This window comes from Haloferula sp. BvORR071, from assembly GCF_000739615.1.
GTDB lineage: Bacteria > Verrucomicrobiota > Verrucomicrobiia > Verrucomicrobiales > Akkermansiaceae > Haloferula.
Genome location: NZ_BATP01000020.1, coordinates 1 through 21,820, shown reverse-complemented (window position 1 = coordinate 21,820; position 21,820 = coordinate 1). Strand labels below are relative to the sequence as shown.

16 protein-coding genes are annotated in these 21,820 nt (G+C 63.3%); 12 read left to right on the top strand and 4 right to left on the bottom strand.

Annotated features, from left to right (window positions below):
- Position 1: 1 nt before the first annotated feature.
- Complete coding sequence (locus BV071_RS32750) at positions 2–820, bottom strand: SMI1/KNR4 family protein (protein ID WP_052573096.1); 819 nt, start codon at positions 818–820, stop codon at positions 2–4.
- A gap of 100 nt (positions 821–920) precedes the next feature.
- On the opposite strand from BV071_RS32750, the gene BV071_RS09255 reads away from it, so the two are divergent.
- From BV071_RS09255 to BV071_RS09215, 9 genes are all read left to right on the top strand, one after another.
- Positions 921–1,148, top strand: coding sequence for a hypothetical protein (locus BV071_RS09255; protein ID WP_035605439.1), 228 nt, complete (start codon positions 921–923; stop codon positions 1,146–1,148).
- Between the two features lie 47 nt (positions 1,149–1,195).
- Positions 1,196–1,423, top strand: coding sequence for a hypothetical protein (locus BV071_RS09250; protein ID WP_265594254.1), 228 nt, complete (start codon positions 1,196–1,198; stop codon positions 1,421–1,423).
- A gap of 76 nt (positions 1,424–1,499) precedes the next feature.
- The gene (locus BV071_RS09245) at positions 1,500–2,249 is read left to right on the top strand and encodes an RDD family protein (RefSeq protein WP_035605433.1); all 750 of its coding nucleotides are present in this window, start codon (positions 1,500–1,502) and stop codon (positions 2,247–2,249) included.
- On the top strand, positions 2,246–3,211 hold the full coding sequence (locus tag BV071_RS09240; protein ID WP_035605430.1) for a stage II sporulation protein M: 966 nt from the start codon (positions 2,246–2,248) through the stop codon (positions 3,209–3,211). Before BV071_RS09245 ends, BV071_RS09240 begins: the two co-directional genes overlap by 4 nt.
- Positions 3,201–4,631, top strand: coding sequence for a DUF4129 domain-containing protein (locus BV071_RS09235; protein WP_035605426.1), 1,431 nt, complete (start codon positions 3,201–3,203; stop codon positions 4,629–4,631). The genes BV071_RS09240 and BV071_RS09235 overlap by 11 nt, the downstream gene beginning before the upstream one ends.
- A complete protein-coding gene (locus tag BV071_RS09230; RefSeq protein WP_035605424.1) occupies positions 4,628–5,740 on the top strand; it encodes a DUF4350 domain-containing protein in 1,113 nt (370 codons plus the stop codon). Before BV071_RS09235 ends, BV071_RS09230 begins: the two co-directional genes overlap by 4 nt.
- A complete protein-coding gene (locus BV071_RS09225; RefSeq protein ID WP_035605421.1) occupies positions 5,737–6,786 on the top strand; it encodes a MoxR family ATPase in 1,050 nt (349 codons plus the stop codon). Before BV071_RS09230 ends, BV071_RS09225 begins: the two co-directional genes overlap by 4 nt.
- Complete coding sequence (locus BV071_RS09220) at positions 6,786–8,090, top strand: DUF58 domain-containing protein (RefSeq protein ID WP_035605418.1); 1,305 nt, start codon at positions 6,786–6,788, stop codon at positions 8,088–8,090. The genes BV071_RS09225 and BV071_RS09220 overlap by 1 nt, the downstream gene beginning before the upstream one ends.
- Before the next feature lie 282 nt (positions 8,091–8,372).
- Positions 8,373–9,146 (top strand): hypothetical protein, encoded by a 774-nt coding sequence (locus BV071_RS09215; protein ID WP_035605415.1) that lies wholly within the window; start codon positions 8,373–8,375, stop codon positions 9,144–9,146.
- Positions 9,147–9,221: 75 nt separating this feature from the next.
- Here the strand turns inward: BV071_RS09215 and BV071_RS09210 are convergent, their stop codons facing one another.
- From BV071_RS09210 to BV071_RS09200, 3 genes are all read right to left on the bottom strand, one after another.
- Positions 9,222–9,728, bottom strand: coding sequence for a superinfection immunity protein (locus BV071_RS09210; RefSeq protein WP_035605413.1), 507 nt, complete (start codon positions 9,726–9,728; stop codon positions 9,222–9,224).
- A 106-nt stretch (positions 9,729–9,834) separates the two neighbouring features.
- A complete protein-coding gene (locus BV071_RS09205) occupies positions 9,835–11,028 on the bottom strand; it encodes a phosphatase domain-containing protein (protein WP_052573094.1) in 1,194 nt (397 codons plus the stop codon).
- A 48-nt stretch (positions 11,029–11,076) separates the two neighbouring features.
- The gene (locus BV071_RS09200; protein ID WP_035605410.1) at positions 11,077–12,258 is read right to left on the bottom strand and encodes a sialate O-acetylesterase; all 1,182 of its coding nucleotides are present in this window, start codon (positions 12,256–12,258) and stop codon (positions 11,077–11,079) included.
- A 111-nt stretch (positions 12,259–12,369) separates the two neighbouring features.
- On the opposite strand from BV071_RS09200, the gene BV071_RS09195 reads away from it, so the two are divergent.
- From BV071_RS09195 to BV071_RS09185, 3 genes are all read left to right on the top strand, one after another.
- Entirely contained in the window at positions 12,370–13,122 is a 753-nt protein-coding gene (locus tag BV071_RS09195) for a hypothetical protein (protein WP_265594253.1), read from the top strand.
- 24 nt (positions 13,123–13,146) lie between these two features.
- Positions 13,147–17,934 carry an exo-alpha-sialidase gene (locus BV071_RS32745; RefSeq protein ID WP_081885888.1) on the top strand — a complete coding sequence of 1,596 codons (4,788 nt, stop codon included), beginning with the start codon at positions 13,147–13,149 and terminating at the stop codon, positions 17,932–17,934.
- Positions 17,935–18,267: 333 nt separating this feature from the next.
- Positions 18,268–21,820, top strand: a 3,553-nt coding sequence (locus BV071_RS09185; RefSeq protein WP_035605406.1) for an autotransporter-associated beta strand repeat-containing protein, incomplete at its 3' end; no start/stop codon positions are given.

Sequence of the window (21,820 nt, the reverse complement as noted above, 5' to 3'; positions counted from 1 at the left end):
CCTAACGATACTCGTCAAACGGCCGGGCAGGGATTTCCAGTTCGCGGGATGCCCTCAAGATCGCCCCGTCCCATCCCGCCGTGGCACTTACGATATAGCTGTCAGGCGGCAGGTCGGGATAGCGATCCGCTTGGCCGGGCAAGTAGTCCCGGACCTCCTCATAGCGTTCATCGTTCTCGCGGACAAAGCCCCGAGACACGGTATTGGGACTAATCCAAATCCAGTTTGGCTCTTGGAGTTGCTTGCTCGTGGCGCGATACACGGGATAGCCGTTTCCCCATGCACCCTGATCCTCGAAGGTCACCCCGAGGTGGCGCCCAAGCTTCTCCAGGAGGGCCGTGATGTTTTGGACTTCCGGGAGTACCAGTTCGTCTCCCTCCATGTCCTCCGTGAGAAGGCTCAGGTATTCCTCGAAGGAATCAGCAATCGGAGTTTCGTGATCGCATTCGACATCGGCCAAGGTGACCTTGGGAGAGTCGGGGTTTTCCCGGTAGTCCAAGCAAAGATGCCAGTGGCCGTCGCCATCGAAGGGCACCAGCCCGTCCAGGGGAAAACTGACATATTCACGGACCTCATCCCAGTCCGGTGCTTCCAGGGCCGGGTAGTGCGGGCCGATGCCCGCGATGACGTCGTGGACTTGATCCGGCAATCCGAGGCGGATGTAGCCGCCATTCTGGACCCGCAGCAAGGCCAGATAGGCCTCCGGCAAGCGGTAGCCGATTTTGCGTTCCACCTCCGCGATGGCCTCGTCAGTCAGTTCGGGCTGCACGTAGGGAAGGTAAGCTGGGACGCCCCAGATGGCGGTGGGTTCTGGTTTCATGGAACAAACAATTCCTGAGGTTCATTCCTGCTCCTGCAAGGTTCGAGTTTGTCGGCAAACCTAGGCTCGCAAAAACCCGGCGAGCCGTTACCTTGGGGGCATGACTGCGGAAGCCATCCTGCAAAAAAGTGTCCGGTATGACCGCGACGGCAAGCCGCTTGAGGTCGTGATTCCTTACGAGGAATTTATCGACCTCATCGAGACCCACGGCCTCGATCTGACTCCCGATGAAAAGGACTCGATCCGCGAGGCCAAGGCCGATCGTGAGGCGGGGCGGACTGAGAACTTCATTGCCTTGGAGGATCTGGAGAAGGAGCTGGGCATCTGATGCGGTCGATCGTCTTTCACCGCCGCGCCGCCCGCTATTTGAGCCGCATGCCACGAGATCGGGTGGTCCAAGTGCGCGACGCCCTGCGGGAAGTCGCGGGACTCGCCAATATCGCGGACCATCCCCACATCAAGCAGATGAGCGGCGGGATGGCCGGATGGTCCCGCCTCCGGATCGGCAGCTACCGCGCCATTTTGCAGGTGACGGTCATCGAGATCGACGAGGTGCTCTACGTGGATGCCATCGGTCCGCGTGGTGATATCTACAAAGATTAGGGCCCCGCAAAGCGCCCCCTGAAAACCAGCTTTACGCCATCCCCCCAGCGGGTAGCTTCAGGGCGATTTCCAAACCATGGAGGAAAGCGCGGGACGGATCGATACGTTGCAGGCCATCGAATTGGCGGAAGGCGTGGAAGTGCGTCTGCGGATTGCGGGGCCGCTGCTCCGCGGGATGGCCTTGTTGATCGATACCGGCCTCCAGTTGGTAATACTGATCGTGGCGGCCATGATCCTAGGGATTCTCGGGATGATGGGACCGGGCGGCAACGTGGCGGACGGGATACTGAAGCTGGCCTCCTTCTTCACCTGGTGGTGGTTTCCGGTTTTCTTCGAGGCCAGCCGCTGGGGGGCGACTCCCGGCAAGCGGGCGATGGGTCTGCGGGTGGTGCAAACCTCCGGGGCTCCCATTACTTTCTCTCAAGCGGTGGTCCGCTGTTTCCTGCGGGTGGCGGACGGGATGCCCTATCTCGGTGCCGGGATCATGGGTATGCCCACGATGGGTTTTGGCTTGGCTTGCTGCCTCGCTACCAAGCGTTTCCAGCGTTTGGGTGATCTCGCCGCCGGCACGGTGGTGGTCTATGACAAGGTGATCCCGGAACCGTCGGTGCCAGCTCCGCCGCCGATGGCTGCGGCCCGCCCCACGGTGCCCTTGCGGCCGGAGGAAATCCGCGCAGTGGTTGCCTTCCGCGAGCGGGCCGGCTTGTGGTCTGAGGGGAGGCGGGCGGAAATCTCCGATCACGCCAGCGAATTGACCGGCGGAAAAGGCGCCACCGGCGTTTCACGGATGATGGCGATTGCACACTGGCTGCAGGAAAAACGATGAGCCCCGGATCCTTTGAAGAACGCCGCGCCGCGGAGTGGGTCGAGCTCGACCGCCTGCTTACGGGAGCCGAGAAGGGCAAACCCGAGCCTGGGGTGGAAACCCTGCCCAAGCGCTTCCGCGAAGCCTGCGCGGATCTCGCGCTGGCCCGTCACCGGATGTACCCCAGCCAGTTGATCGACCGGCTGAACTCGCTGGTGATCCGCGGCTACAAGCAGCTCTACCGGACCCGCCAGCGTGGCTGGGAGGCGGTCGTGCGCTTCTTCCTGGCAGGCTTCCCCCAGGCAGTGCGTGCGGAGTGGCGCATGTTCTGGCTTTGCAGCGCGCTGTTCTGGATCCCTTTCTTCGGGATGATGGCCTCCGCCTATCTGGATATCGATTGGATTCGGGCGACCCTTGGGCCAGACGGGATGTCGCGCATGGAGTCCATGTATGGGGGCGACCAGCAGCTCAGCCATTTGCGCAGCGAGTTCGGCTCCGACTTCCGGATGTTTGCCTTCTACATCAAGAACAACGTGGGGATCGACTTCCAGATCTTCGCCGGCGGCATCGTGGCCTGTCTGGGCACAATCTTCTTCCTGGTCTTCAATGGCATCCAGATCGGTGCGTCCGCCGGCTATGCGAACTATGCCTGCAATCCAGAGGCCTTCTGGAGCTTCGTCGCCGGCCACTCCTCCTATGAGCTGCTGGGGATGGTCGTGGCTGGCATGGCCGGAATGCGCCTTGGCATGGGAGTGCTCAAACCGGGACGCTTGCCACGTGGCCGGGCGATGGGGGAAGCCGCGAAACAGGCTCTGCCGCTGATCTACGGTGCCGGAGCGATGACCGCGTTGGCCGCCGTCTTCGAGGGCTTCTGGTCGGCGGAGCCGATACCGGTGGGCATCAAGTATGGCGTCGGCATCGCCGGCTGGGTGCTCTGCTTCGCCTATTTCCTGCTGATGGGAAGGGGGACCCGTGCGGCTTGAAGATGTGACGGCGGAACTCCGTCCGCGCAGCGATTGGGAGGCCGTGGATCTCGGCCTGGCGTTGGCACGGCGCGATTTCTGGCGCCTCTTCGTCTGCTGGTGGCTCGGCATGCTGCCGGTGGTCGTGCTCAGTTTCGTTTTTCTTCACGACACGCCGATCCTGCTACTGCTGGTCTGCCTGTGGTTTGTGCCGATCGGTTCGCGGATGGTGCTGTTCGTGGTCAGCCGCCACCTCTTTGGCGAGTTGCCTTCGTGGAAGGCGACCTTCCGCGAGTGGCCGCGGGCGATCTTCCGGCGTTTCTTTTTCCGCATGATCTGGGCGCGGCTCTCGCCCTGGCGGCCGCTGACGATGGCAGTGGAGGATCTGGAAGGACTGCGCGGCAAGGACTATGCCCAGCGTGTGCGTCTGCTGCTGCGCCGCGGTGACGCCACGGTGGTGGCGCTGGCCCTATGGCGCGTCGCCCTGACGATCTGGCTGGCGGCGGCAATCTTCGGCACCGGAGTGCTCTTCCTGCCCCACCAGACCGGCGAGGAATGGTGGATCGCACTCGACAGCTGGGATGGCTCCTGGCTGGACCTGCCCGGGACCTTGATGTGGTCGATCACCCTGTCCTGCCTCTTGTCCATGTCGCTGGTGGATGTTTTTTCCACGGGTGCGGGCTTCGGCATTTACGTGAACCATCGTACGTGGATCGAGGGCTGGGATGTTGAACTGGCTTTCCGCCGTCTGGCGAACCGGCTGCGGGGTGCGAGCAGCGCCTTGCTGGCGGTGATTCTGATCATGTTCTCGGTGCCCGCTGCGGACGCGGCAACCACTCCGAAGGAAACCATCGACAGCGTGAAGTCCCATGAGGACTTCACCATCCACAAGGTCGAGGAACGGGCACCTGATGCTCCCAAGCCTTCGGGCGGCGGTGGTGCCGATCTCTCGTGGCTGGGCGTCTTGGGGCAGATCGTTCTCTATCTCGTCCTCGCCGCTGCCATCGCTTTTGTGGTGAGCTTGATTTGGCGCTATCGCCATCTCCTCCGGGGCAGGTCCGTGGACTCTGGAGGGCGCCTCCGCCCGCCGCCGGCACGGGTGGTGATGGGCATGGATGTGGCCCCCGAGACCCTGCCGCCGGATATTCCGGCTGCGGCGTTGGAGTTGTGGCGCGTGGGCCGCCGCCAGGAGGCGATGAGCCTGCTTTATCGCGGCGCGATCTCGCGCCTGATCGAAGCTGGCAAGGTTGAGATCTCGGAGTCGGACACCGAGAGCGATTGCATGCGCCGGGTGGCCGCGGAGGCCGCCCCGCACGCGCCCTATTTCGGCGGGCTTACCGAGGCATGGATGCGCCTTGCCTACGGGCGCACCGTTCCGGCGGATGAGACGATTCGCGAGCTCTGTGCGCGCTGGCCCTTTTCAGAAAGGAGGTCGGCATGAAACGCTGGCATTGGCTCGCCTGCTTCCTGGGTCTTTTGCTTGCCGGCTGTGGCTCCCACCAGACCATCATCCGTGAGATCGGCTACAAGGGGAAGGCCCGGCTGGATGCCTACCTTGCTGCGGAGCGCTTCTTGGAGCGCTACGGCTACACGGTCGAAAGCGAGCCGGGCTGGCCGGACTTGGATCACGATGCCTCGATGTTGATCGTTCCGGGCTCGGTGCTCTCGACGGAGACCTACGTGCGTGAGGTTGCCACCTGGGTGTCGAACGGCGGCCACTTGGTCTGCCTGGTGGAGAATGCCGAATCCTACATCGACGACTGGTCACAATTCCACTCCCGCTACCGGGACGAGGATGAAGAGGTGGTGCCGGCACCGCTGAAGAAGTGGCTGACCGCGATGCGGCTTGAGCTCGGTGAGTCCACGGACAAGAAGCAGACGGCGGAAGAACTGAAGACGGGTGAGGAAACCTATCAGGTCTTCGCGGAGTCCTTTGCCACGGTCTCGGCATTCAAGGGGCCGGCGGGGCTGTTTGGTCAGTGTGCCTACGGTGAGGGACTGATCAGCGTGATGACCGATGCCCGGCCTTTCCGGAACCGCTACATCGCCGATCATGAACACGCGGCGCTGCTGCTGGCCCTGGCGGAGCAATCGCCGAATGAGGGGCGCATCATCGTGGTACGGGATGCCGCGCTCTCACTCTGGAATCTTCTGTGGCGGAATGCTTGGCCGGCTCTGATCGGCTTGTTTGCCCTCACCCTTGTCTGGTTGTGGAAGAACATGCCGCGCTTCGGCCCGCTGCGCCGCGAGGAAGCGCGCTCAAACCTGCGCGACTACGATCACCACCTCGAAGCGCTGGGCGATTTCCAATGGCGGCTCGACCGCGGCTCGGCGATGCTGCGCCCGTTGCGTGAATTGATTATTGAACGGGCGCAACGCCACTCCGCCGCCGCGCAGCGCGGGATCGATCTCTTCGAGTGGATCGGCGAACGCTCCGGCATCGGCCGTGAGCGCGCCGAGCGCGCGATGACTCAGGAGCGTCCGCCGGATGCCGGGACCTTCACCCGTGTGATCGCCGATTTGCAGAAGATCCACCTATCCCTCTCATGACTGAAGATGCGATGTATCAACCACCACCTCCTCCGGTGGACCAGCCACCGGCCGCCGTGCCGGAGCACTTCCAGGCGGACCAGCCGCAGCCGCAAGCGCCGGATGCCTCGGCACTGGTAGCCCGCCTGCGCGCCCAGGTGGAGCATGCCGTGCTGGGTCAGCGTGAAGTTGTTAGCCAAGTGCTGGCCGGCTTGTTGGCAGGCGGCCACGTCTTGCTTGAAGGCAAGCCTGGTCTCGGCAAGACCCAACTGGTGCTCGGCCTCGCACGGGCCTTCGGCGGGATTTTCGGCCGCATCCAGTTCACGCCTGATCTGATGCCTTCGGACGTGACTGGCTTCCGCCTCTTCGACATGAAGAGCCAGACCTTCCAGCTCCGCCGCGGGCCGGTCTTCTGTAATCTTTTGCTGGCGGACGAAATCAACCGCGCCCCGGCCAAGACCCAGGCCGCGCTGCTGGAAGTGATGCAGGAGCGCCAGGTCACGATCGATGGTGAGACCCTGAGTCTCTCGCCGCCCTTCATGACCTTGGCCACGCAGAACCCGGTGGAACACGAAGGCACCTATCCACTTCCGGAAGCTCAGCTCGACCGCTTCCTGATGAAGATCCTCATCGACTATCCGGACAAGACTTCGGAGTCGGAGATCGTGGCGCGTGCCGCTGCCGAAGCGCCGGGCGACAACGCCACCAAGGTGTTGCAGGTTGTGGCCACGCCGGAAGATGTAGTCCGTGCCCAAGCTGCCACCGCAGCGGTCCAAGTGGTCCGTGAGGTGGTCGACTACGCCGTGGCGATCGTCCAGGCCACGCGCGAAGCGAAGACTGTGTGGCTCGGTGCCGGCACCCGCGGTGCGATCGCTTTGGTGCGCATCGGCAAGGCCATCGCACTCATGTACGGCCGCCACTATGTGATCCCGGACGACATCAAGGCAGCCTCCCTGCCGGTCCTCCGCCACCGCGTCCAACTCGCCCCGGAAGTCGCCATGGGCGGCCAATCGATGGACGAGGTGCTCAAGATCATCGTCGAGTCCGTGCCCGCACCGAGGCAGTAATGAGTCCGACGGGTAGAACGCTATGGATCGTGGTGGCCTGGGCCCTCTTCGGGCTGGCTGCCTCGGTCTGGCATGATCTTGCCAAGGCTTGGTGGATCAGTGGCAGCGTGCTCGGAGCCGTGGCCCTACTGGATGCCATCGTCCTGCTACTGCTCAAGAAAGTGGAGATCAGCCGCCGCCTGCCCGGGCGCTTTGCGGTCGGGGAGAAGTCGGATGTGCGCCTCGAAATCCGCAATACCGGCGGCGTGCCCGCTCGGGTGGAGATCTTCGATGGCGTACCTGCCGGTGCCGAGGCCGAGTCGATGCCGTGGAGCGGCACGATCGCACCGCAGGGCAAGGCGCGGGTGACTCATGCGGTGCGGATCATTGAGCGTGGAATCTCGACCTTCGGGCAAGTCCACGTGCGCCGCTGGTCGCTGTTAGGTGGATGGCTTCGCCGCTACCTCGTCGGCGCGCCGGAAGAAGTGAAGGTCTATCCGGACTATGAGCCGGTCCTCCGCTTCGCGCTTCTCAGTCTGCAGCACCGCCAGGAGCAAATGGGCATCGTGCGAAAATCCTTCGCGGGCAGCAGCCGCGATTTCCACCAGCTCCGCGAGTATCGCGAGGGCGACCCCATGTCGCAGATCGATTGGAAGGCGACCTCGCGCCGCGCGATGCTGATCAGCCGCGAGTTCCAGGAGCAGCGCAATCAGAACATCGTCTTCCTCACCGATACCGGCCGCCGCATGCGCGCCATGGATGGTGAACTACCGCAGTTCGACCACTGCTTGAACGCCATGCTGCTGCTGGCCTACGTGGCTCTCCGCCAGGGTGACCAAGTCGGCGTCCAAGCCTTCGGCGGCACCAACCGCTGGCTGCCACCGGTGAAGGGCTCGCACTCGATGTCGGTGCTGCTGAATCACCTCTTCGACTACCGCACCACGCCTGAACCCAGCGATTTCTCTGCCGCCGCTGAGCGCCTGCTGGCCCACCAGAAGCGCCGTGCGCTGGTGGTGGTAATGACCAACCTCCGCGGCGAGGACGCCTCCGAAATCGTGCCCGCCTTGCGCCTCTTGCGCTCGAAGCATCTGGTGCTGCTCGCCAGTCTGCGCGAGCGGTCGGTGGAAAACGCCCGAACCAAACCGATTGAGGATTTTGGCGATGCCCTCCGCTTCGCCGCCGCCGAACGCTACGATGCCGAACGCGCGGAGGTCTTGGCCACTCTCCAGGGTTTCGGGATCCTGACTCTGGACGTCCCAGCCCAGCAGTTCCCGATCGCACTCGCGAACCGCTACCTCGACATCAAGGCAGCGGGAAGGCTGTAGATCTTATCTCAGACGGCAGAGGACTTCTGCCGATGATGGGCACAAGCCGCGGTTTAAGAGGGTTGGGGCTTAAGACCGAGTTCGAGGCGAGTCCATGCGGTGCGGAGCGCGTGTCTGAACAGATTTGACAATCTTTTGACACTTCTCCGGCAGCTTCCTGCCAGGGTGAAAGTTGATGGGATTCAAAAACCCGCTCATCGCTTCAATTCTCATGAGGCGGCAGTTTGTGACCGGCTCACGTGATCAGGATGAGAACCTCCAATTCATCTCATAGCCCGCACCATGAAGACTTCCTGCCATCAACGTTTCCACATGAAGGCTCCGGGAACGAAGCTCAGCACTTCCCTGCCAGGGCTCGTGATCGGATGTTTGCTTTTGGGCGGCCCGGCCCGGGCGGGCGAGCCAACTATTTTCAAGCCGGCGCTGCAGCGGCAGCTCGAAGCGAGGGTCCTGCCGGAGGTCCGTTTCCACAACGCTGATTTCACGGATGCCCTTGTGTATCTTCAGATCAAGGCATTGGCATCACCGCAAGATGCGTTGCAGGTTCCCTTCGTGGTCGAGCTGCCAGCGGATTTCAAGCCGCGCTACGAGCTGACCCTCGACCTGAAATCGGTTCCGTTCTGGGAGGCACTCCGCCATCTTGGCGGGCAAGCTGGCGTTGAGTTTTCCATCGTGAAGGACTCGGTCAGAGTTCGTCCCGCGGGTGCGGCTGCCGCGGCCAAGGCGGCGGTTCCCACGGTGATCCCTGCACCCGAAGCGCCGGCGGCGGACAAGCGAATGGCGGGCCCCTTGGGAAATCCCGCCAGACCTTTCGGAACGGGGAATAACAACCACTATTCGACCGCCGGGCTGATCCAGCCGGAACGCTCAGGGAACGTATCGCATCGCAGCTTGAGTGGCTGGTCCTACGAGAAAGACCGGGGGAACCGATTCAGCATGAACTGCGTCAATATCACCAAGTGCCACGCCAATTGCTGCGGAAAAGATGGCTGCGGCTGCGTCGTCTGCGGCTGCCAGCCTTCCAAGGTCGGTAAAATACCCGCGCTTGAGCCATGAACCCTTGACGCGAAAAGGCTCCAGATCGGTCGTCCGGTCTCTCTCACTCCGACAGGAGCAAAGGGATGCCTGATTTCAATGACCGTGCAGATCCCGGGTCTCCGCCTCGGCGATCGACCACACGAGGGTAAGCATCCACAGGAAGAAGCTGAAGCCGAGGAGCAGGTAGAGCGTCACGGCATGCTCCGCGGTGAGGAGCGGAATGAAGGCTCCAGTGAAACCCAGCAGCAAGTTCATCACGGTGACTGCTCCGGAGCGGCGCACGCGGTAGTTCAGCGCGATGATTGCAGGCAGGAAGTAGACCACCAGTGCGGCGAGGGCGATCACGCTGTAGTAGCCCCACTGCATCACGTCCGGCATGGAGTTTACCAAAGCCTGCTTGCCGAGGTAGGCGAAGATCGTGGCGGCACCCACTACGACCAATGCCACACCGACCACCGCCCAGCCCCATTTGGGGATCGCGTGGTTCTCGGCCATGGTCTTGCGACGGCGGCGTGCTTGTTCCCCCTCGTAGGCTTCCTGCGGCAGGGGCGCCGGCTTGTTCTCCATGAACTTCTCGCGAAGGCTCTCAACGGTCTCCATTCACGGAAACTAGGTCAGGAACCCCGGTGTTTCAAGGGGAGAGAGGCGACAATACGCAAATCTCAGGTTAAATGCTAAAATCTTCTGTATAAAAGATTTATAAAGCTTATCCGGGCAGCAGGGATTCCAGTGCGTCATGAACCGCTTGCTCGCCGGTCTCGGGCCGTTGCTTGTCGGCCGCTGCCTCCTGCGCCACGGCTGGTAAGGCAGACGGCGGTAGCAGTCCGAGGCTGCGGGCGTGTTCGGAGATGCTAACGCTGTCGCGGGCGAGAACCATCGGCACACCGGCCGCCGCGGCGAGCTCGACGGCGCGCCGGACACGGGTGTCGCGCTCCGAATCGAAGTCCGGATCGATGTCGCGGATGTAGCAGGCGAGGATCCGCCCCGGCCTTGATCGGGCGATTTCGGCGTAGATTTCCGGGTCTTGCTGGCCTGAATCGCCCAGTAGGACGAAGGGTAGCGAGGGATAGGCATCAATCAGGCGCAGGGCTTTCTCCCGCTTGTGACCGTGTCCCTGCTCCTTGATGAACTTCGTTTCATCGATCCCGAGATCACGGAGCATCAGAGGGCCGGCGGGGATCTCATTCAGACGCAGGAAGTCCACCAGCAGGTCGTAGAGATTCCAAGGCGAGCTGGAGATGTAGAAGAGGGGATTCCTCGGCTGCCGTGCCAGCCCGCGTTGCAGTGCCTGATAGAGTTCAGCGACGCCATCGAGCGGTTTGCGGGTCTTGGCATTTTCCAGAAAGGTGAGTTTCGCCGCGAGCAGCAGGCTGGTAATGCCGGTGTGGATGACCGTGTCGTCCAGATCGCTGATGATGCCGAAGGCCGCGCGGGGCGAGGGGATGAGGATTTCGTGCGTGGCCTGGATCATGCCTTCCTTCGAGTCCACCGCGGCGCTGGCGCTTTGCCAACTGAGCTCATCGCGGTGTCCGGCGGGCGCTGGGAAGCTTGCCTGGTAGTAGCCCTCCTCGTCAGTGGTCACCGTCTGCTCCTGATCACCGAAGCCGATCGTCACGGGCACATTCGCGACTTCATCGCTTTCCCAGCGCCGCCAGGTATTTACGAGGTTGTCCCACCAGCCGTCGTCATCCAGCGGTCCGCCCGCGGCGCGCTGGGCCAGCACCCTACCTGTTAGATGAACCGCGGTGGCATCCGCGTAGCCGTGGTAGGCGGCGATCTCCTGTGGCTGATTCCGGCCAGTGCTGCGCCACAGCCAGCGGCGCGCTCGGTCCACCGTCTCCTCCGTGGCCAGGGCGGAGCGGTGAAGCCAGCGGAGGAGCTCGTTCTCGTCGGATGCCATCGTTTCACCGATGGCACGGGAGGCGCGGGCTGTCGTCGAGCTTTCGCGTCAGGGTGGCGGGATCGCTGCCGCCAAGCGCCGCGCCACCGGCAGCTTGTCGGGCGGATGGACATCCGGGGAGTCCCAGCCGAGGTCTTCGGTGACGATGAGGGTCACGCGGTCGAGGCTCCTGGCGACATCGGCCTGCGCCTTGCGATACTCCGGCCAGTAGCGGCGCAGGGGATCCTTGCCGCCGATGCGCGGAAGCTGGATGATGTAGAAGGGCAGGCGCTTGTCGCCGAGGCGGCTGCGCCAGCCGCTGACCAGATCCGTCATCACACGGCGGTGCCAAGTAGGTTCATTGAGCTCGGCATTGGTCTCGCCCTGATACCAGAGCACGCCATCGAAGGGAAAGCCCGAGAAGTCGCGGACACCGGACTCGAAGAGGAAGCCCGGGCGGAAGGGGTGCTCGGCATCGAGGTGGCTGCCAAGATTCTGCTTCGCGCGTGCGCGTGCCCAAGGACTCATCATCTCTGACTGCAGCCAGTCCTTGCCGAGCAGGCCGCGATACTCGCGCTGAGACTGGAGGAGATCGCGCGGCAGCCAAGCCTCCGTGGGGGAACCGCCGACGGCATTCTCGATCAGGCCGATGGGGACCGAGTCGCGTCGCTGAAGCAGCAGGCCGGTCCACCAGGCGATCGCGGAGAAGTCGCACGCGGAGGCTTCAGTAGGGCGCTGCCATTGGCCGTGGAAATGATCGCGGGTATTGAGGCTCGCGAGGGTGGCCGCATCGTAGGCCCGGTTATCGGTGGGCGCTCCTGTTAGATTGAAAAGTCGGAGCGTGGAGTGGTTCTTCGCCTCTTTGGCCGCGGCGGCGCCACCAACCGCGCGGGAGAGCGAGAAGTCCATATTCGATTGCCCGGAGCAGAGGAAGACGCGGCCGACGAGGATGTCCTCCAGCTTGATCCTCTCTTCCCCGGCTTGGATCAGCATTTCGCGACCCGATGCAGAGACAGGCATGGCGGCCAGCGTGATGCTCCAATTTCCGCGCGCGTCAGCCTGCGTGCGCAATGCCTGGCCGGCGAAGCGGAGGCTGACCTCGCTGCCCGCCGCAGCATGGCCATGCACTGGCACGGACCGATTCATCGGCAGCACCATCGAGCTGCCGAAGGCGCGGCCGATCGCAAGCTCGCCAGCCATCGCAGGTGGGGCGAAGAGCAGAACGAACAGAAGCCGGAAGAGCGATGGCATGCACAATGATCACCTGATCCGGGAAATCGCGGAACAAGGAAAACCGGTCTTGTCATCCGACCGGATGCGGCGGGTCGCATGCCGCCGGCGCGAGGTGCATGGATGGGGCCGATGAAGCCGCTTGCCCTTCTTCTTGTTTGCCTGGCGCTACCGGTCCACGCCGCGGCCACCCTGCAACTTGACTCCGCGTTATTCCAGTATCGCTATGAGCTGGATAGCGCGCCGAACAACCAGGATCTCGATGCGAATGCCACCGATGACTGGTGGGATACAGGCATTCCGACGGTGAGCGGCGGCTATGCAGCGAACACCGCGGCAGACCAGCTCTACCGCGGCGACTTCACCGGCGCGATCTTCCGCTCGGTGGCGAATGCGACCACGGCGGATTGGACCATGGAGATCACGGTGGCGAAGACCGGCGGCACGCAGGGCACGAACGGCTGGTTCGGCATCGCGACGGATCCGGCGGGCGAGAATCTCTCCAGCGCGATCTATCTGAAGGACGACCGCGTGAGCATCGAGGCGGGCGCCACCGATCTGGACTTCATGAGCGGCACTGCTTTCGGCAATGGCGACTACTACACCATCCGGATTGCCCACGATGCCGTGGCGAACAGTTACTACTACTGGGTCAACGGGACCCTGCTGAATGCCAGCCTCTCGACACCGATCGCGCCGGGCAATCCGAATATGAATGCGAGTGGCTCGATCTTCATCGGCGACTACAGCAGCAGCCTCGCGGGCAACTACTCCATCGATTCGATCCGTCTCGATAGCACCGGGGCCTATGCGCCCGTGCCGGAGCCTGCGCTCTCCATGCTTGGCCTGTTAGGCGCGGTCGCTCTGCTGCGCCGCCGTCGCTGAGGGTCTCCTTCACCCTATCGTGCCATGTTGCGCTTCCTTTTGTTGTTTTTGTTCTCCGCAGTCACGGCCTTCGCCGATCCGGGCAAGATCACTTTGATCGGTGACTCAATCACCCAGGGCTCCGGGTATGCGGTGAATGGGAACACCTTCGCGCAGAACGGCAATCGCTCCTGGCGCTGGGAGTTCTTCAAGCGTTTGGTCGATTCCGGCGTGGACTTCGATTTCGTCGGCTCGCTCACAACCAACTACACGAACTCGACCGCGGCGGACGACGTGACAAATGCTTTCTACCCGACATGGCGCGGGCGGGCCTTCGACCGCGATCATGAGGGGCACTGGGGCTGGCGGGCTTCGCAGATCCTGGGGGCCGCGGAGGGTCCTTCCTCTGGCAAGCGTGGTAGCGGCGATCTGGTGACATGGTTGGCGAGTTACACGCCGGACACCGTGGTGACGATGATCGGGATCAATGATCTGAATGATCCCGGACAGACTCCGGCCACTCTGGCTGCGAACGTCTCCTCGCTGGTCGATCTTCTGCAAGCGGACAATCCGGCAGTGCGGATCCACCTCTGCGAACTGCTCCACGTCGGCCCGACGCATGCGAACCGCGTGGCGCTGAATACGGCGGTGGATGCCTACAATGCCACGCAGCTCCCTGCCATCGCTGCGGCGAAAACGAATGCGAACTCGACCGTGAGCATCGTGCCGATGGCCAATCCGGCATGGGATGGTAGCGACTGGACTCCGCTCGCGGGCGGCTGGGACCCGGCGGCGATGACCTACGACAATGTGCATCCCAACAGCGCGGGTGAAGCGCATGTCGCGAGCCATGTTGCGGATTCCATGGCGCTGGTTTCGCGCTGGACGAGCGTGCCGGTGCCGAATGGCAACTTTGAAGGTGCTTTCCTCAATAGTGGCACGGCTGCCTGCGGGCCGGAATCATGGACTCTAACCGGCACACCGAACGCCGCAGCGATTCCCAAGCGCCTGACCGACTACTCGATCGTTGCGGAGAGCGCAGCGGATACCGGCACTGGCACGCCGGGATCCAGCTATATCATTGCGGGGCCAGCGGATACTGGGATCACGCAAAGTCTTGCGGCGACGCTCCAAGCGGGACGCCGCTACCAGCTCCAGGTGTCAATGTTCAAGGCTTCCTCGGCCGCAGCCGCGGGCGACTACGCGGCGGAGATTCGCGCGAATGGCGCTCTGCTGGCATCGGTGCCCATGACGGAATCCCTGCCGATGTATGCCACCGGTACGGGCAATCAACTCGGCAAGCTACTCAAGGAATTCACTGCCGAATTCCGCTCGGATGACTTTGCCGCTCGGCTTGGCCAGCCCCTGGAGATCCGCCTGCTGGCGAAGAACAATGCCCGCTACATCGGCTTCGAGGATGTGCGCTTGTCGTGGAAGGAAGAAGCACCTGTAGCCGAGAACCAAGTGCTGAAGATCTTCGTGCTGACCGGCCAGTCGAACTCGCTGGGTACGCTTGGGACCACCGACTTGGGGATGCGGAACGGTGCGATCGGCAGTCATCCCGCGGAACAAGCGGGCGGGGTGCCGTTCTACTGGGACAATCGTAGCGACGGTACGGCAGCCGGCGATGCCGCGCTCGGGGCCTCCGGCGGTTGGACTGTGATGGGCGCTCAGACGGGCGGTGTCTACGCGGGGAATGACGACCATTGGGGGCCAGAGATTGGCTTCGCGCGGATGTTGTGGAATGCCGGCTACCGGAACTTCGCGGTGGTGAAGGCCTCCCGCGGAGGTGGTGGCAATAGCTTCTGGCAAAAGAGCGCGGCGGATCACCACATGTACGATCAGGTGGTGAACACGGTGAATGCCGCGGTGGCGCATCTACCCGCGGGCTACCTCTCGCATCGCATTGCCGGATTGCTCTACGTGCAAGGCGAGAGCAACACCGCGACGGAGGCGAGCGAGGCAGGCACGCGCTTCAGCGAGCTCATCACCAACTTGCAGGCGGACTTGCCGGCGGCAGCAGGGATGAAGGGTGTCTTCGGTGAGATCGCGGGAACGGGTAGCGCTCGCGATACGACTCGTGCCGGGCAGCTTGCCTTGGCGAATGCCCGCGCGGATATCGGCTATGCGGAGTCCACCGGCTTGGTGATCCACAACCAGGATGGCCTGAGCCTGCACTACGATGCGGAGAGCCAGATCCTGCTCGGCGAACGCATGGCTGCCGAGGCACTGGCGACGGCTTCTCTTCCGATACAGCCGCTCCCGGCGTGGGCGAACCTGCACGCATGGTTCGTCGCCGACAATGGCATGGGCTTCGACACGGCAAATGCGGTGACGCGTTGGGCGGACCTGCACAATGGCTCTGCCTTGCGGGACCTGACGCGCAAGGTGGCCGGTCAGACCTTCCAGCGGGCAGTGAGTTCCGGCACAGGCGAGCCGCGCAAGGCGATGCGCTTTGATGGTAGCAACGACCTGTGGTCGAATGCCACGACCGAGTTCGGCACGATCACCGGAGCGCGGAGTATTGCGCTGCTCTGCCGCGTGACCGATTCTAACAACGGCTTCCTCTTCGACGGCACGACTTCGAGTGGCAGGACCCGGGCGGAGGTGCGTGATGGCAACTGGCAAGCGGGCATAACCGCACAGGCGGGCACTTGGAATGGCGCGGAGAGCACGACCGCGCCGCGGCAGGCCGGAGCCTGGCAGCAGCACGTTTTCACTTTTGCGCCGGACGGTAGCGGCAATACCGCGGTGACGCATTGGATCGACGGAGTGGCAGTGGCCACCGTAACCGATGCCGGCACCGCACCGCTCGGCGGCTTGATCCTCGGCTCGAATGGCGGCTCGCCCTTCTCCCGGCTCGCGGCGGATATCGCCGAGGTCGCGGTCTACAGCAGCGCGTTGGGGGCAGGAGAGGTTGCGGAGTTGAAGCAGCGCTGGGATGCGCGTTGGGGTTCGATTGGTGCGCCACCCTTTTCAAGCACGGTCGTGCAGACACCGCGGGAGATCGCGCGCTTTGGCCGGCATGACTTGTTGGAATGCGTAATCGCAAACGATGGGCCGGGGACTTCCCTGCAAGGCGTGCAGGCGACGCTGGCAGCCGGGACGCGGGCGCTGATCGAGTCGGTGTCGCTGGTCTCACGAGACAGCGGTGCGACCTTGGCGACGATCAATGCTCCCGCCAGCGATACGCTGGACTTCACGTTCACGCTGCCCTTGGTGGATGGCGAGAATCGCTTGGCTCTGGCGGTCGTGCCGCGGCGATACGCGGCACTTGGCAGCACTCTCGATGCGAGTTGGGGCTCGCTGGTCTTTTCGGGAGTTCATAGCGGCACGGTGGCACCAGTGAACGCCAATCCGCCGGGAGTCCTGACCCTGGGCCTGGTCCCTGCCTTCTCGGATGTGGTAAAGAGCGGCGATGCAGGCATCAACACCTTCCGAATCCCCGGGATCGTCAGTGATGCGGACGGTGTACTGCACGCAGTCTATGATCATCGCTACGATAACTCAGGGGACCTCCCTGCGAACGTCGACGTAGGCTATGCGCGCTCGACCGATGGTGGTGCGACTTGGAGCGCGACACGGGTGATCCTGGATTTCGATGCCTCGGTGACTGGCTCCTCTGGCAATGGCGTCGGCGATCCCTGCATTCTGCGCGATCCTCAAACGGGCACGCTGTGGGTGGCTGCGCTGTGGTCCTTCGGCAATCACGCCTACAATGGCTCGGGCGCAGGCACCTTGCCGGGCGAAACGGGCCAATACGTGCTGACCAAGAGCGAGGACAATGGCCAGACTTGGAGCACGCCGATCAATGTGACTGCGGCGGTGAAGGACGATCCGAATTGGCACCTGATCTTCCAAGGGCCGGGGCACGGTCTCGCTCTGCGCAATGGCACCTTGGTTTTTCCGTCCCAGTATCGGGATGCCAGTGGAACGGTGCGGGTCTGCTCCGTCTTCAGCAGCGATCACGGGGCGACCTGGGACTTCGGGGCGGGCGTTCCAACCTCATCGCCGCAGACGAATGAGAACACGGTCTGCGAACTCGATGACGGCCGTTTGCTCTTCTCCATGCGCACGCCCAGTGGCTCGAACGGACAGCGGGCCTGGATCCGCTATGCACCGGGTGGCGCGGTGCCGATGCGCGATGGAACGTGGGAAAGCTTGTTCCGCTTGTCATCCGTGCCGGATCCGGTGTGCCAAGGCAGCGTAATCCAGTGGGCCAGCACGCATCGCGGCGATCCGCGCGAGCTGGTGATCTTTGGCAACCCCGCGAGCAGTTCCTCACGGGTGAATTTCACGCTGCGGGTCTCTGCGGACGGCGGGGCCTCGTGGCCGGTATCGCGGCAATTGTATGCGGGCTCGGCGGCGTATTCCTCGATCTGCATTCTGCCAGATCGCTCGGTAGGAGTTCTGTTTGAGAAGGATGACTACACCAAGTTGACCTTCGCACGGGTGGAGGAGGATTGGCTGCTGAATCCTGCGGTGGACGCCGACGGAGATGGCATGCCGGACGCGTGGGAGCTCTTGAATGGCTTGAATCTGGCGCTGAATGATGCTGCAGGGGACTCGGATGGCGACGGGATGTCGAATGGCGCGGAGTATGCGGCGGGCACGAATCCGCAGTCGGGCGCTTCCAGGTTTGGTGCGTCTTCCTTGGATGGGGGGAAGCTGTCTTGGAAGAGTGTGCCGGGTCGGAGCTACGTGGTAGAGCGGAGTGAGGATTTGTTGAATTGGGTGGACTATGCTGGACCGGTAAGGGCTGCTGGCTCGGAGACTTCCTTGGAGGTCGAGGCGGGAACCCAGCGCTTCTTCCGCGTAAGAGTGCTGCCTTGAGTCACCTGCGGCTCTTCGCCGGGAGCGCGGAGGCTCCGCCCCGCAGAATGGTCCCTGACTGCCGTCTGCTGCAAAGGTCCGCAGCAGAGCCACGTTTTCATCTCGAGATACTGTCGTGCCGCACCGGTAGCTTCTGCGGGGCTGAGCTCCCGCGCACCCGGCGAAGAGCCGCTCGTGGCGAGGCATGTCGAGCAAGTACGGGGCCGGTAGTAGTAGGCATGGGTATGCCGCGCGCTTTCCAAACCGGTCTGCCCGACCGACCGCTTGGGGTTGGTTGCCGTGGGCCGCGCGTCGTCGGATCGTGTTCCCGTCGAACCTCGAAAAAATACCTCCATGGATACCCGATCCTACGCCTTCCTCTTCGCTGTGATTGCGACCGGTGCCGGCCAAGCACAGGACCTCCGCAGCACCACCTTGGACAATCTGAACCTGCCTGCCGCGTGGAGCGATGGCAGTCCACCCCTGGCGGCGGACACTGCCACCTGGAATGCGGCCAGCGCCTTGGCCAATACCCTTGGCGCGAACCTCACCTGGGGCGGCCTCAATGTGAGCGCCGCGAGTGGTGCCGTAAGCATTGGCGGGGCCAACACCCTCACCGCCGGAGCCATCAATCTGGGCGCGAACAATCTCACCCTCACCACCAGCGCGGCGAACAACAGCCTGAACTTTTCCAGCCTCAGTGGCAGTGGTCGCCTGACGGTGGCCAATGGCACCTCCAATCTCGGGGTGGCCGCCTTCAATACCGCGAATGCTCTCAATTTCAACGGCACCCTGGCCCTGCGCGGCGGCAATGCGGCGACCACGCCCGCTGCGGTTGGCGGCAGCTTCTTCTATCTCGGCCGCACCGGGATCACCCAAGCGGCAGGCACTTCCTTCAGCCTCGATACCGGAGCGGGAGCGACCGATGCCAAGGATGTGATTCTTGATAGCGGCTCATGGGGTGGCAAGACGATCAATCTGAGCTCGCTGAGCGGCTATGGTGCCCTGCGCCGCGACTCCGGCTCCGGCGCCAGCACCGTCACGCTGAGCGTCAATCAAGCGAGCGATACGGTCTTCAATGGTCTGGTTCTCGCCCACACTGGCACGAACAACACCGACATTCGCCAACTCAGCATCACCAAGGATGGCATCGGCTCGCTGACCTTGGCCGGCGTGGTTGGCAAGCAAACGCAGAGCGGCGGCTCGAATTCCGCGAACGTCAATCTCACGATCGCCGGCGGCACCTTGATTCTCGGCGCGAACAACACCCGCACCGGCACCACCACCGTGAATGCTGCCGGCACACTGCAGATTGGCAATGGCGGCACCATCGGCACGATCGGTGCGGATGCGGTGGCCAACGACGGCGCGCTCGTCTTCAACTACGGGACGGGAGCCGCAGTCAGCGTGGCGAATGTCATCTCCGGCAGCGGCACGCTGGCGAAGCGCGGCGCGGGGACGGTGATCTTGAGTGGTATCAGCACGCTCAGCGGTGCGACCACGGTGGAAGGCGGCACTCTCAAACTTGGCGGCGATCTCGCCTCCAGCGCGGTGACGGTGAACTCCGGCGCAAAGATCGCGGCGGGCACCGCCGCCCAAGCCGGTGCCGGCTTCGTGAAGACCCTAACCCTTGTCGGCGGCAGTGCCTCGGAATTCCGCGCTGGCTCGGTTTATGATCTACTGGTGGTGAATCAGGCGGACGGTCTGCTGGTGAGCGGTCCCCACACGATCACGGCGATTTCGACCGGTGGACTGAACTTCGGCGACAGGATTCCAATCATTGACTACAGCGGCAGCTTCACCGGCTTCGCGAATCTCTCGCTGGCCCCGGGTTCGCGCTTCGCGCTGGTGAACAATACGACCGATACGCAGGTCGAGTTGGAATACAAGGGCGGCACCCTGCAGTGGACCGGTGGAACCGGTGTCTGGGAAGCGGGCGGTGCGACGAATTGGAATCTCGGCGGCAGCCCCGCGAGCTACTTGCAGGGAGATCTGGTGGAATTCGTGAATGGCGCGAGCACCGGCAGTGTCAGCCTGACCGGCACCTTGACTCCCGGCGCGGTGACGGTGGCGAATTCCACCTTGGCCTACACCCTCGGCGGCAGCGGTAGTCTTGGTGGCACCGGCGACTTTACCAAACAGGGAACGGGCACCGCCACTGTGACCGCGGCGACCTCCTACACCGGTAGTACTTTTGTTGAAGAAGGATCCCTGACCTTCGGCGATGGCGCGACCTCCGGTCAGATCGGCAGCGGGCCGGTAGCGGTCAGTGCCGGTGCGGTCCTGAAGATCCATCGCAGTGACCTGCTGGACTACAAGACCAGCCCGCACCTGCGCACTGTGAGCGGCGAGGGCGAGATCCGGATCGATGGCGGTGGCACGGTCTTCAGTTATCCGGGCACGGGCATCGGCTTCAGTGAAGGCAGCTCTTGGGCGGGATTCTCCGGCAATCTGGTAATCACCAATGGCTCCGAGTTCCAAACCATCCGCAACGGCGCGACCGCCATGGGTAGCGGCGATGTGGTCCTGGGCGACACGACGACGAGCGGAAAGCTCTCGCAGATCGAGGGCAACTGGACTTGGACCAATGACATCGTGCTCAACGGCGCGGACAACAAGATCATCAACCGCTCGGTCGGCACGAACCGCTCGATGAAGCTGCAAGGCATCATCTCGGGCAGCGGCAATCTCACGATCGAAGACCCGGCGGCGGCGATGACGAACAACCTCATGGGCTTCATCCTCACCGGGGAAAGTACCATGAGTGGCACTCTCACCATCCCGACCGGTGTGCCGGTGCGGATCGGCGGCGTCCCCGGCAATACCGATATCAATCAAGGCGGCGCAGGCCCTGCCGGTAGCCTCGGTGGTGTTACGGTGGTGAATGAGGGCACTCTGAGCTTCACCCGCACGGACGCCCTCACGGTGGGCAATGCGATCAGCGGCGGCGGCCAGGTCTTCATCGGCCTCCCCACCGGCAGCGACGCCCAGGAAGTCACCTTTACCGGCGCCAAGAGCTACAGCGGCTTCACCACGGTTCGCAGTGGCAAGCTGCTCCTGAATACCACTTTGCCAAGCTCACCGGTGTTAGTGGATGCCGGGGGCACCCTTGGCGGCAGCGGCACGGTGGCCACCGCCTCCGCGGTCAGCGGCACACTCGCTCCGGGCAATGGCGTGGGCACGCTGACATTTGGCGATAGTCTTTCGCTTGATGCGGGTTCGCGGATCGCATGGCAGATCTCCGACTGGAATGGCACCGCCGGTAGCGGCTACGACAAGATCCAGACGGGCACGCTCACCATTGGAGCGACGACTGCGTCTCCGCTCACAATCGTGATCACCCCGGAGTCGCTGGCGAACTTTAGCGAGACGCCCAAGACCTTCACGCTGGTTTCCACCAGTGGCGGTATCTCCGGCTTGGATGCGGGCGAGATCGTCATCGATCACACCGCCTTCCCGGGCACCGGTTCATGGTCGGTGCAGGTCGTGGGCAATGCGCTGCAGCTCTCCTACTCACTCGGCAATGCCTACAATGCTTGGGAGAGTGCGAATGGAATCTCCGGTGCGGGTGCCAACGCAGACTCCGATCACGATGGAATTCCCAATGGTGTTGAGTTCGTCATCGGCGGCGATCCTTCCGATTCGGATTCCAGCGCCCTTGCTCCGGTAATCACTGTAGACGCCAGCTACCTGAACTTCGTCTTCCGCCGCACCGATGACTCAGCTTCCTTCAATCCCGCGGTGCAGTATGGCAGCAGCCTCGGCGCTTGGACCACGGCGCAGCCCGGTGTGCCCTCAGAGAATCCGGTCCTCATCCAGGAGGTGAACAACTTCTACGGGGCGGGTATCGATCAGGTCACGGTGAAGATTCCGCGTGGCCTCGTCGCTCCCGGCACCAAGCTCTTCG